General features: G+C 67.3%; 10 protein-coding genes and 1 pseudogene. 3 read left to right on the forward strand and 8 right to left on the reverse strand.

The annotated features are described in order from the left end of the window. The 8 genes and pseudogenes from FXN61_RS25065 to dnaA form a co-directional block, all read right to left on the reverse strand. Positions 1-397: pseudogene (locus tag FXN61_RS25065) on the reverse strand (hypothetical protein); the annotation flags it as partial. A gap of 34 nt (positions 398-431) precedes the next feature. Next, the gene (gyrA, locus tag FXN61_RS25070; protein WP_167976491.1) at positions 432-2,975 is read right to left on the reverse strand and encodes a DNA gyrase subunit A; all 2,544 of its coding nucleotides are present in this window, start codon (positions 2,973-2,975) and stop codon (positions 432-434) included. A 55-nt stretch (positions 2,976-3,030) separates the two neighbouring features. Then, positions 3,031-5,001: a DNA topoisomerase (ATP-hydrolyzing) subunit B gene (gene gyrB / locus FXN61_RS25075; RefSeq protein ID WP_167976492.1), complete on the reverse strand. Its 1,971-nt coding sequence runs from the start codon at positions 4,999-5,001 to the stop codon at positions 3,031-3,033. A 228-nt stretch (positions 5,002-5,229) separates the two neighbouring features. Next, complete coding sequence (locus tag FXN61_RS25080; RefSeq protein WP_246291988.1) at positions 5,230-5,763, reverse strand: DciA family protein; 534 nt, start codon at positions 5,761-5,763, stop codon at positions 5,230-5,232. A 118-nt stretch (positions 5,764-5,881) separates the two neighbouring features. Next, positions 5,882-6,988: a DNA replication/repair protein RecF gene (recF, locus tag FXN61_RS25085; RefSeq protein WP_167976494.1), complete on the reverse strand. Its 1,107-nt coding sequence runs from the start codon at positions 6,986-6,988 to the stop codon at positions 5,882-5,884. Positions 6,989-6,992: 4 nt separating this feature from the next. Further along, positions 6,993-7,907 carry a phosphogluconate dehydrogenase (NAD(+)-dependent, decarboxylating) gene (gene gnd, locus FXN61_RS25090; protein WP_167976495.1) on the reverse strand — a complete coding sequence of 305 codons (915 nt, stop codon included), beginning with the start codon at positions 7,905-7,907 and terminating at the stop codon, positions 6,993-6,995. Positions 7,908-7,948: 41 nt separating this feature from the next. Further along, positions 7,949-9,073, reverse strand: coding sequence for a DNA polymerase III subunit beta (dnaN, locus tag FXN61_RS25095; RefSeq protein WP_167976496.1), 1,125 nt, complete (start codon positions 9,071-9,073; stop codon positions 7,949-7,951). Between the two features lie 679 nt (positions 9,074-9,752). After that, positions 9,753-11,342: a chromosomal replication initiator protein DnaA gene (gene dnaA / locus FXN61_RS25100; protein ID WP_188135461.1), complete on the reverse strand. Its 1,590-nt coding sequence runs from the start codon at positions 11,340-11,342 to the stop codon at positions 9,753-9,755. Positions 11,343-11,659: 317 nt separating this feature from the next. Between dnaA and rpmH the strand changes: the two genes are divergently transcribed. The 3 genes from rpmH to yidD are packed head-to-tail and all read left to right on the forward strand — an operon-like array spanning position 11,660 to position 12,425. Then, on the forward strand, positions 11,660-11,803 hold the full coding sequence (gene rpmH, locus FXN61_RS25105) for a 50S ribosomal protein L34 (protein ID WP_030465619.1): 144 nt from the start codon (positions 11,660-11,662) through the stop codon (positions 11,801-11,803). Between the two features lie 26 nt (positions 11,804-11,829). After that, positions 11,830-12,171, forward strand: coding sequence for a ribonuclease P protein component (gene rnpA, locus FXN61_RS25110; RefSeq protein WP_167976497.1), 342 nt, complete (start codon positions 11,830-11,832; stop codon positions 12,169-12,171). Continuing rightward, positions 12,168-12,425 carry a membrane protein insertion efficiency factor YidD gene (yidD, locus tag FXN61_RS25115; RefSeq protein WP_167976498.1) on the forward strand — a complete coding sequence of 86 codons (258 nt, stop codon included), beginning with the start codon at positions 12,168-12,170 and terminating at the stop codon, positions 12,423-12,425. The genes rnpA and yidD overlap by 4 nt, the downstream gene beginning before the upstream one ends. Positions 12,426-12,428 lie beyond the last annotated feature (3 nt).

Consider the following 12,428-nt stretch of genomic DNA (forward strand, 5'->3'; position numbering starts at 1 on the left):
CGGTCGAGTCCTGATGGGCGGCCTGCGTGTCGTTCGTCACGCGCTGCCAGGGCGGCGGCGCGGCGACGACGACCGGCTCCTCTGCGACAGCCGCGACCGGAACGACCGCCTCAGGCGTGTCGATCGAGACGGTCTTCTCGTCGACTGGTGCGGCGGCGGCCGGAGCCGCCGCCGGTTCCGCGGGAGCAGGAGCTTCGGCGGGCTTGGCGGCCTCGGCCGCCTTCTCCGCCGACACAGGCTTGGTCTTGTCCTGCGCGTTCCCACCCGAGGAACCGGAGGCCGCCGGTGCGGCCGAGTCGGCCTTCTCCGCGTTCTGCGCAGCGTTCTGCGGAGCCGGCTTGGTGATCACCGCGGTCTTGTCCGCGTCCCGACCTTCGCGGTTCTCGGGTGGAGTCACGAGCTTGTCCTTGGCCTCTCGCTAGCGATTCCGACTACTCAGCCGAGTCGGTGGGGGTGGCTGCCTGGTCGGCGGCAGAGTCCTCCGCGACAGACGTCTCACCGTTAGTGACGTCGCTGGGCTCGTCCGCGTTGCGTGCGACGGCGATCAAAGTGGTGCTCTCGCCGAGGTTCATCAGCCGCACGCCCTTCGTCTGCCGTCCAGCCTTGCGCACCTGCTCGGCACGGGTCCTGATGACCCCGCCGCTCGAGGTGATGGCGTAGAGCTCGTCGTCGACGTCGACGATGAGCGCGCCCACCAGCCTGCCACGTCGGCGGTCGTGCTGAATGGTCAGCACACCCTTGCCGCCACGGCCCTGCACCGGGTAGTCCTCGATCGGCGTTCGCTTCGAGTACCCGCCGTCGGTGGCCACCAAAACGAAGAGGCCTTCCTGGACGACGCCCACCGAGAGCAGCTCGTCCTCGGCGTTGAACCGCATGCCCTGCACGCCTGACGTGGCACGACCCATCGGGCGCAGCACGTCGTCGGTCGCGTGGAAGCGGATCGACTGGCCGTCAGCGGACACCATGAGCAGGTCGTCGTCCGCCGAGCAGAGCACGGCACCGACCAGCTCGTCGTCCTCGCGCAAGTTGATACCGATGAGTCCACCCGATCGGTTGGAGTCGAAGTCGGAGAGCTTCGACTTCTTCACCAGACCCTTTCGGGTGGCGAGCACGAGGTACGGCGACACGTCGTAGTTCTTGATCTGGATGACCTGCGCGATCTCCTCGTCCGGCTGGAACGCGAGGAGGTTCGCCACGTGCTGGCCGCGCGCGTTGCGGTTGGCCTCCGGCAGCTCGTACGCCTTCGTGCGGTACACGCGGCCCTTGTTCGTGAAGAACAGGATCCAGTCGTGCGTCGAGCACACGAAGAAGTGCGCGACGATGTCGTCCTGCTTGAGCTGTGCGCCCTGCACGCCCTTGCCGCCGCGCTTCTGCGCCCGGTAGAGGTCGGTCTTGGTGCGCTTCGCATAGCCGGTGCGGGTGATCGTGACCACCACGTCCTCGACCGCGATCAGGTCCTCCATGGACACGTCGCCGTCGAACGGGATGATCTTCGTACGGCGGTCGTCGCCGTGCTTGTCCACGATCGCCATGAGCTCGTCGCGCACGATCTTGCGCTGCCGCTTCGGCTTGTCGAGGATGTCCTTGAGGTCGGCGATCTCGACCTCGATCTCGGCCAGCTGGTCGATGATCTTCTGGCGCTCCAGGGCCGCGAGGCGGCGGAGCTGCATCTCCAGGATCGCGTTGGCCTGGATCTCGTCGACGTCGAGGAGCTCCATCAGGCCCGTGCGGGCGATGTCCGGCGTCTCGGACCGGCGGATCAACGCGATCACCGCGTCGAGCTGGTCGAGTGCCTTCACCAAGCCGCGCAAGATGTGCGCGCGCTCTTCGGCCTTGCGCAGGCGGAACTTCGTCCGCCGCACGATGACTTCGATCTGGTGCTTCACGTAGTGGCGGATCATCTGGTCGATCCGCAGCGTGCGCGGCACACCGTCGACCAGCGCCAGCATGTTGACGCCGAACGAGTACTGCAGCTGAGTGTGCTTGTAGAGGTTGTTCAGCACGACCTTCGCCACCGCGTCGCGCTTGAGCGTGACCACGATGCGCATGCCGATGCGGCGGTTCGACTCGTCCGCGATGTTCGCGATGCCGGTGAGCTTGCCGTCGCGCACCAGCGCGGCGATGTTCTCGACCAGGTTGTCCGGGTTGACCTGGTACGGCAGCTCGGTGACGACCAGGATCGTGCGGCCCTTGGCGTCCTCGTCCACCTCGACGATCGCGCGCATGCGGATCGAGCCACGACCGGTGCGGTACGCGTCCTCGATGCCGGAGGTGCCGAGGATCTGGCCGTACGTCGGGAAGTCCGGTCCCTTGACCCGGGCGATCGTGGCCTCGAGGGTCTCCTCGTCGGAGGCCTCGTGGTTGTCCAGCGCCCACACCACCGCGTCCGCGACCTCGCGCAGGTTGTGCGGCGGGATGTTGGTCGCCATGCCGACCGCGATGCCCGAGCTGCCGTTGATCAGCAGGTTCGGGACGCGCGACGGGAGGACGACCGGCTCCTGGATGCGGCCGTCGTAGTTGTCGCGGAAGTCGACCGTGTCTTCCTCGATGTCGGCCAGCATGTGCATGGCCAACGGGGAAAGACGGCATTCCGTGTACCGCATGGCGGCGGCGGGGTCGTTGCCCGGCGAGCCGAAGTTGCCCTGGCCGTCGATCAACGGGTAGCGCAGCGCCCACGGCTGAGCGAGACGCACCAACGCGTCGTAGATCGCCGAGTCACCGTGCGGGTGGTAGTTGCCCATCACGTCGCCGACGACGCGAGCGCACTTGTTGAAACCGCGGTCGGGACGGAAACCGGAGTCGAACATCGAGTACAGCACCCGGACGTGCACGGGCTTCAACCCGTCACGCACGTCCGGCAGCGCACGACCCACGATGACGGACATCGCGTAGTTGATGTACGAGTTCTGCATCTCCTGCTGGATCTCGACCGGCTCGATGCGGTCGTGATCCGGGGGCAGAGTCGTCTCGGTCACTGTTCTCTTTCCTTCTCGCCAGAAACGCTCACGTGCCTAGGGACCAAGACCGGACTCAGATGTCCAGGAACTTGATGCTCTTGGCGTTGCGGGTGATGAACGAACGGCGTGCCTCGACGTCCTCTCCCATGAGCACGCTGAACAGCTCGTCGGCGGTGGCCGCGTCGTCCATGGTGACCTGGCGCAGGATCCGGTTGGCCGGGTCCATCGTGGTCTCCCACAGCTCCTCGGCGTTCATCTCACCGAGACCCTTGTACCGCTGGATGTTGTCTTCCTTGCCGAGCCTCTTGCCGGCCGCGATGCCGTCCTTGATCACGGCGTCGCGCTCGCGGTCGGAGTAGGCGTACTCGGGCTCGGTCCGCTGCCACTTGATCTTGTAGAGCGGCGGCTGCGCGAGGTACACGTGGTTGTGCTCGATGAGCGGCTGCATGAAGCGGAACAGCAGCGTGAGCAGCAGCGTGCGGATGTGCTGGCCGTCGACGTCGGCGTCGGCCATCAGCACGATCTTGTGGTAGCGCAGCTTGCCGAGGTCGAACTCGTCGTGGATGCCGGTGCCGAGCGCCGTGATCAGCGACTGGACCTCGTTGTTCTTCAGCACGCGGTCGATGCGCGCCTTCTCGACGTTGATGATCTTGCCGCGGATCGGCAGGATCGCCTGGTACATCGAGTCGCGGCCTTCCTTGGCCGAACCGCCTGCGGAGTCACCCTCGACGATGTAGAGCTCGCAGCGCTCCGGCTCGGTCGAGCGGCAGTCCTTCAGCTTGCCGGGCAGGCCGCCGATGTCCAGCGCGCCCTTGCGGCGCACCAGCTCGCGGGCCTTGCGGGCGGCGATGCGGGCCTGCGCCGACGACACCGCCTTCGTGACGATCGCCTTCGTCTCGTTGGGGTGGCGCTCGAACCAGTCGGCCAGGTGCTCGTTCGCCGACTTCTGCACGAACGACTTCGCCTCGCTGTTGCCCAGCTTGGTCTTCGTCTGGCCCTCGAACTGGGGCTCCTTCAGCTTCACCGAGATGATCGCCGCGAGGCCCTCGCGGATGTCGTCACCGGTGAGGTTGGTGTCCTTCTCCTTGAGGAGCTTCTTCTCGCGCGCGTACTCGTTGACGACACGGGTCAGCGCGGCGCGGAAGCCCTCCTCGTGCGTGCCGCCCTCGTGCGTGTTGATCGTGTTCGCGAACGTGTAGACCGACGGCGTGTAGCCCGTGTTCCACTGCATCGCGACCTCGACCTCGAGGTCCTCGCCCTTCGCCTCGAACGCGATCACCTTCTGGTGCACCGCGTCGCGCGTGTGGTTGATGTGGCGGACGAAGTCCTCCAGACCACCGGGGTAGTGGAAGACCCGCTCCTTCACCGCGGCCTTGTGGCCCTCGGCGTCGGCCTCCTCGTCCTCCTCCGAGACGCGCTCGTCGCGCAGGACGATCGTGATCCCCTTGTTGAGGAACGCCATCTCCTGCAGGCGGCGAGAGATCGTCTCGACGTTGTACTCGGTGGTCTCGAAGATCTCCGGGTCGGCCCAGAACGTGACGATGGTGCCGGTCTCGGTGGTCGCCTCGCCCTTGCGCAGCTCGTGCGCTGGCTTGGAGGCCTCGTAGCGCTGGGTCCAGACGTGACCCTGGTGCTTGATCTCCAGCTCGACGACGGTGGACAGCGCGTTCACCACGGAGATGCCGACGCCGTGCAGACCGCCGGACACCGCGTAGGAGTCGCTGTCGAACTTGCCGCCAGCGTGGAGCTTGGTCATGACGACCTCGACGGTCGGCACGCCCTCGACGGGGTGGATGCCGGTCGGGATGCCACGCCCGTCGTCGATCACCCGGACACCGCCGTTGGCCAGCAGGGTGACGTCGACCTTCGTCGCGTAGCCCGCCATCGCCTCGTCGACGGAGTTGTCCACAACCTCCTGAACCAGGTGGTGCAGACCGCGCTCGCCGGTCGAGCCGATGTACATGCCCGGCCTCTTGCGCACTGCCTCCAAGCCTTCGAGGACAGTGATCGAGGACGCGCCGTACTCATTCTTCTTTGCTGACACGGGCCTGGAGTCTCCTCGCTGATGCGGGCAGGACCCGCACGTGGATTGGTGACGCTCCCCGTGATTCTACCGGGCCACCCCGACAGAACGGGGTCAAGGACACCTTTGATTCGGTCACAGAGGCCCTCACGCGACCAAAGATGGGTGCGGACGGCTGAAACGGGGGTTCAAATCCGCTGGTGAACGCTCATTGCGCCACAGAACGGCCGCTGAGCCCTTGACAGGACCTCACCCGTAGGTGTCACGCGGACCGCGCCCAGGCGCGTGCCTGGGGCCGTGTCGCCAGCTGGGAGCGTCCGGTCCCTTGATCTTGAGCCTTTTGACGACGCCGTGACCGACGCCCGCGGCGATCCGCTTGATCAGGTCGCGCTGTAAGAGGCGCAGCTGAGTGGCCCATGCCGTCGACGACGCCTGGACCGTCAGTTCCCCGTCACTGAGCGCGATCGGTTTCGCGTGCTCGGCGACGTCCTCGCCCACCAGTTTTGCCCATCGGCCGAAGACCTGACCACCCTGGAGCTGCTCGACCCAGCCGCGGTCGGCGGCGAGCCTGGACGCGATCCTGCCGAGGGGCTGAGGGTCGCGGTCGTCGGGCCCCGGACCCGACCAGCGCCGCCGGCGGCGGTTGACCGGACGGCCCTTCGACTTGCTGCCGGGGGTGCGTCCACGGGCCTTGGCGCTCGCCTTCGCGGCCTCCAGAGCGGCCCGCGCGAGGTCAGAACCCTTCAGTGGCTCACCCTCAGGTGTGAATGAACCTGTGGACAAGTCGGGTTTTGTGACGGAGTTATCCACACCATCCACAGACTTGTCCCCAGATGTGTGGGCGGACACACCCGATCGAGCTACATGTTGGGGACCTGAACCCCCAGAGTCAGGCACTGAGTCAGACACGTCGCACCTCCCCGCCATGCACCTCGAACCGGGCACCGCTCAGCTCGTCAGGAACGTCCTCCGCCACCGCCGCGGTGATCAGCACCTGCTCGGCGGCGGCCGCGACCTTGGCCAGCTGCTGCCGCCGGCCGCGGTCGAGCTCGGCGAAGACATCGTCCAGCACGAGCACCGGTTCGATGCCGTCGACACGCATGAGCTCGTACCCACCGAGCCGCAGCGCGAGCGCGAAAGACCATGACTCTCCGTGACTGGCGTAGCCCTTCGCGGGGAGATCGCCGAGCGTCAGGTCGAGGTCGTCGCGGTGCGGGCCGACGAGACACACGCCGCGTTCGATCTCCTGCCGCCGCACCCGGTCGAGCTCGGCCAGCAGCAGATCCTCGATGCTCTCCTTGTCTTCCGGCAGTTCGCCGACGCTCGACCTGTAGGAGATGAGCGCCGGGCGTGACTCCGGAGCGACCTCCGCGTACGCCGAGGTCACGTGGTCCGCCATGTCGCGGACCAGCTTCATCCGCGCGGCCAGCAGCTCCGCGCCGTGCTTCGCGAGATGCCCGTCCCAGACGTCGAGCGTCGACAGTTCCGCCGATCTGCTGTGCTTCACCGTCTTCAACAACGCGCTGCGCTGCTTCAGGACACGGTCGTAGTCGCTGCGAACGCCGGCGAACCGCGGCGCGCGCAACACCAGCATCTCGTCGAGGAACCGCCGCCGGTCGCTCGGATCGCCTCGCACAAGAGAGAGGTCCTCCGGTGCGAACAACACGGTGCGCAGAATCCCGAGCACATCGCGCGGACGCGGCACCGGGCCGCGGTTGATCCGCGCCCGGTTCGCCTTGCCCGCCGTGATCTCGATTTCCACGAGCAGTTCGCGGTCGTCGTTGACCACGGCCGCCCGCACGACAGCGCGCTGTGCACCGTGACGGATCAGCGGTGCGTCCGTGGCGACGCGGTGCGAACCCAGCGTCGCCACGTACCCGATCGCCTCGACCAGGTTCGTCTTGCCCTGACCGTTGCGCCCGACGAGCACCGAGACACCGGGCTCGAGTTCCAGGTCGGCGAGCTCCCACGAACGGAAGTCGCTGACTTGGAGGTGTCTGACGTGCACCTCGCTAGCCCTGGGTGCTGCCGGCGCCGGACGACGGTCCGGCCAGATGCACCGCGTGGCCACCGAACTGGTTGCGCAGTGCGGCGACCGCACGCATCGCGGGTGAATCCTCCTGCCGCGACTGGAACCTCGCGAAGAGCGCGGCGGAGATCACCGGGAGCGGCACCGCGTTGTTGATGCCCTCCTCGACGGTCCACCGGCCCTCGCCGGAGTCCTCGACGTAACCACGAAGATCGTCGAGCTCAGGGTCCGACTCGAGCGCGCGCACCAGCAGGTCGAGAAGCCACGACCGCACAACGGTTCCGCGCTGCCAGGCCGAGATCACCGCGGGCACGTTGTCGACGACGTCGGTCTTGTCGAGCAGCTCGAAGCCCTCGGCGTACGCCTGCATCAGGCCGTACTCGATGCCGTTGTGGACCATCTTCGAGTAGTGGCCGGCGCCTACCTTGCCCGCGTGCGCGAAACCTTCTTCACGCGGACCTTCCGGACGCAGCGCGTCGAGGATCGGCATCGCCTGCTCGACGTGCGCGGCGTCGCCACCAACCATCAGCGCGTAGCCGTTGTCCAGACCCCACACACCGCCGGACACACCGCAGTCGAGGTAGCCGATCCCCTTCTCCGCCAACAGGTCCGCGTGGATCCTGTCGTCGGTGAACTTGGAGTTGCCACCGTCGATCACAAGGTCTCCGGGCTGCAGCAGCTCGGACAGCTCGCTCACCGTGTTACGGGTGATCTCGCCCGCGGGCACCATCACCCACACCACGCGCGGCGCATCGAGCTTGGAAACCATGTCCGCCAACGACTCCGAGTCGCTGACCTCCGGGTTGCGGTCGTAGCCGATCACCTCGTGACCGGCTCGGCGCACCCGCTCGCGCATGTTGAAACCCATCTTGCCGAGGCCGACGAGTCCGAGCTGCACGGTGTTCTCCCCTAAACGTTTCTCGTTACCCGGTAAGGGTCTTAGCCGGGCAGGCGAACGGGCATCAGGAGGTACAGGTAGCCCGGCGCCACGTTCCCATCCTCGTCCACCGGCTTGAGCAGCGCCGGTCGGCTGGGTGTGGTGAAGGACAAGTGGACACGGGGCGTGCGAACGGCTCCGAGACCGTCGAGCAGGTACCCGGGGTTGAACGCGATCGTGACCGCGTCACCGGTGTACTCGACCGGGAGCTCTTCCTCGGCCGATCCCTCGTCGTCGCCACCGGCGGACAGACGCAGACCGCCGTCGACGAACTCGAGCCGCACCTGCGTGCCGCGTTCGGCGACGAGCGACACGCGCTTGATCGCCTGCTGCAGCGCGTCGATGTCGATGATCGCCGCGGCCGAGTGCTCGCTCGGCAGAAGCTGGCGGTACTTCGGGAAGTCCGCGTCGAGCAGCCGGGTCGTGGTCCGCTTGCCGGAGCCGGACAACCCGAGCAGGCCGTCGTTCGCCGCGAGGGACATCTCGACCTTGCTGCCGGACGAGCCGAGCGTCTTGGCCGCGTCGCCGAGCGTGCGGGCGGGGACGAGCACGGCGACCTCGCCCAGTGACGCGTCCGGCTCCCACGGGAACTCGCGCATCGCGAGCCGGAACCTGTCGGTGGCGACGAGGGTCAGCTTGCCCTCGCCGATCTCGACACGCACACCGGTGAGCATCGGGAGCGTGTCGTCCTTGCCGGCCGCGACGGCGACCTGGCCGACGGCCTCACCGAAGACCTCGCCGGGAAGCTCACCGATCAGCTGCGGCATCGACGGCAGCGCCGGGTAGTCCTCGACCGGCATCGTTGGGAGGCTGAACCTGGCGCTGCCACAGCTGATCATCATGCGAGAGCCGTCGACCGCGATCTCGACGGGGTGGTTCGGCAGCGCCTTGGTGATGTCGGCGAGCAGACGGCCGGAGACCAGCGCCCTGCCACCGTCGGCGATCGTCGCCGGGACACCGACCTGAGCGGAGACCTCGTAGTCGAAGCCGGAGACCGTCAGCGAATCGTCCGACTCCGCGTCGAGCAGCACCCCGCCCAGCACGGGGACCGGCGGACGGGACGGAAGGCTGCGGGCGACCCAGGCGACAGCGTCGGCCAGGCCGTCGCGTTCGACGCGGATCTTCATGAGGCGTCCTTTCCTCGACAGTCGACAAGCCCAACCACGACAACGTGCCAGTGGGGGTTAGGGAGCCTCGACCTCGGCTGACCCGAGGTGCGGAGCAACCACGTTAGAGCGTCCTGGCCCTTCCCGTCACTTCGGGGTTCGGGCACCGATCCCCGGGAGCTGTCCCCCGCTGTTTTGCTTTGAAGTTCTTCAAGGAAGAGATCAAACAGCAGTAACAGTAGGGGCTGTGGATTGTGTGGACTGGTGTTCAACCTGCAGGTCAGAACACCAGCGTCCATGTGGACTAAGGGGGGATGGCACCCGGGGACAGATCGGCGCACCCGGGGACAGCCGGTTGTGCACACCTCTCGATCCACAGATCGTCCACAGTTGTCCCCGGGTGCGTCCCCGGGTGCGGGGCAGTTGTACCCGGGTGTTCAACAGGCTTCCGTGGCCAGATCGTGGCCTGGGTCTCAGACTTTTTCAGTTGTCCCCACCCCTTCGAGTGCTGGGGGTGAACAGAAAGCCTCTCTGCGTGGCCCGGCACCCCTCGACTACCCGGGTACGTCCGTGGCCCGTGGTGGTGGGTGGGGCGACACGAACCGATGCGTGCCCGTCGGGTCCCGTCGCGTCCCCGTTGCGGGCGAACGAAAAAGGGGCCCTCCGCGTTGGAGGACCCCTCGTTGCCACCCGGGTCGGATCAGGGAGCGTGGCGAGCGCGCTGCTTGATCCGCGACGTCAGTTCCTGCACCTGGTCGTAGATCCGCCGGCGCTCCGCCATCTCCTTGCGGATCTTCTTGTCCGCGTGCATGACCGTCGTGTGGTCGCGGCCGCCGAACGTCTGGCCGATCTTCGGCAGCGACAGGTCCGTCAGCTCGCGGCACAGGTACATGGAGATCTGCCGCGCCTGCGCGAGCGCCTTCGTCTTACCCGGGCCGCACAGGTCGTCGATCGTCACGCCGAAGAACTCCGCGGTGACCGCCATGATCGTCGGCGCGGTGATCTCCGGCGCGTGCGAGTCGGGGATCAGGTCGCGCAGCACGATCTCGGCGAGCTGGACGTCGACCGGCTGGCGGTTGAGCGACGCGAACGCCGTGACGCGGATGAGCGCGCCCTCGAGCTCGCGGATGTTCCGCTCGATGCGGGCGGCGATGAACTCCAGCACCTCGGCGGGGGCCGCGAGCCGGTCCTGCGCCGCCTTCTTGCGGAGGATGGCGATCCGGGTCTCGAGCTCGGGCGGCTGGATGTCCGTGATCAGACCCCACTCGAACCGCGTGCGCAGGCGGTCTTCCAGCGTCTCCAGCCGCTTGGGCGGCCGGTCGCTCGACACCACGATCTGCTTGTTCGTGTTGTGGAGCGTGTTGAACGTGTGGAAGAACTCCTCCTGCGTACCTTCCTTGCCCTCCAGGAACTGGATGTCGTCGACGAGAAGAACGTCGATGTCCCGGTAGCGGCGCTGGAAGGCGACCTTGCGGTCGTCGCGCAGCGAGTTGATGAAGTCGTTGGTGAACTCCTCGGTCGACACGTACCGCACGCGCATACCGGGGAACAGGCGCTGGGCGTAGTGCCCGACGGCGTGCAGCAGGTGCGTCTTGCCGAGGCCGCTCTCACCCCAGATGAAGAGCGGGTTGTACGCACGGGCGGGCGCTTCGGCCACCGCGACGGCGGCAGCGTGCGCGAACCGGTTCGAGGCGCCGATGACGAACGTGTCGAAGTTGTACTTCTCGTTCAGCCGGGTCTGCGACGGCGACGGGTTGGCCGGCCTGGTGTACGGGGTGTTCCCGTTCGGCGTCGCGCCACCTGCCGTGTTGAAGGTCGGCCAGATCTCGGTGACGGCGGCGAGCGCGTCGCCTGCTTCGTCGACCTCGTCCGAGTCGGAACCTTCCGCCGTCCCGTCAGCGTTCGTGGTGCCGGCCTCTTCCACGAGGACGGGCGTGTCGCCGTTGGGAATGCCCGGCATCACCGGGATGGGCGTGGTCGGTGGGCTCGTCGGTTCCGGCGAGTCGACCTTCACCGCGAGGGAGACCGTGCGGCCGAGCCTGCGGGAGAGCGCTGCGGTGATCGGGTCGCGCAGTGCGCGTTCGATCGCCTCTTTCGCGAAGTCGCTGGGGGCCGCGAGCAAGGCCGTTCCGTCCAGCAAACCGATTGGACGGGTGACCCTCATCCACGCACGTTGCTGAGGGGACAGGTGGCTCGCAGCGAGCTCCTGCACCACCTCGGCCCAAACGAGACCAAGGTCGACCTGCTGGTTCGACACCTCCGCGCTCCCCTCCCCTCCGACGGAGCCCATGACTCCACACGTGGACACGGAGAATAGAGGCATCCACAGAGTTATCCACAACTGTGCACTAAACGGTGCGTTGTGTTGCCGGTACGGTGGCGGCTCCCTCGCCAGCTCCGGCATGCGCGAGGGAAGAACGGTAACAAGGCCCGGCACGCCTCACAAGACGTGGCGTCGGCCACCCCGATTTGGTCGCCGCACCCGGGCATGCGTACCCTCGTACGAGTCTCCCGCTTGCGACGGGCGCCTTTCGCGCGCCTACGTCCACCGCCGTCGGGGACAACCACACAGGCTTTGTAAGCAGTGAAGCACCGGGAGAACCGACCGTGAGCAAGGGTAAGCGCACCTTCCAGCCCAACAACCGCCGCCGCGCGAAGACGCACGGCTTCCGGCTGCGCATGCGGACCCGCGCCGGCCGCGCCATTCTGGCCGCGCGCCGTAGCAAGGGCCGTGCCACTCTGTCCGCCTGACAGCGGCTGGTAAGCGCAGCGTCGTCGTGCTCCCACCGGCCGCCCGGCTCACCCGCAGCCAGGACTTCGGCCTGGTGGTCCGCCGAGGCCGCCGCGCCGGACGGCCCCGGTTGGTCGTCCACGTCTTGACGTCCGACGTGCCCACCTTGGATTCGTCCAAGGTGGGCTTCGTCGTGAGCAAAACAGTTGGCAACTCGGTGGTGCGCCACCGAGTTGCACGGCGTCTGCGCCACGTCGTTCGTTCGTCGCTGGCTGACATGCCACCGGGAACTCTCGTCGTGGTTCGGGCGTTGGCACCGGCAGCCGAGGCGTCGAGCTCGGAGCTCGCCGCCGACTATTCCTCCGCCCTGCGCAAGGTGCTGCGATGACCACGTTTCCCGCGAAGGTCGCGCTGCTGCCGGTGCACTTCTACCGGCGGTTCGTCTCGCCGCTGCTGCCGCCGACGTGCCGCTTCTACCCGAGCTGCAGCGCGTACGCGGTGGAAGCCCTGACCGTCCACGGCGCGCTGCGAGGAACCTGGCTGACGATCCGCCGGTTGCTGCGCTGCGGACCCTGGCACCCTGGAGGCCTGGACCCCGTTCCGCCGAGGCGGCAGGTCCCCGACGTATCCACCGAGGAGTAGCTC

The sequence above is a fragment of the Lentzea indica genome (genome assembly GCF_012184385.1).
GTDB classification, from domain to species: Bacteria; Actinomycetota; Actinomycetes; order Mycobacteriales; family Pseudonocardiaceae; genus Lentzea; species Lentzea indica.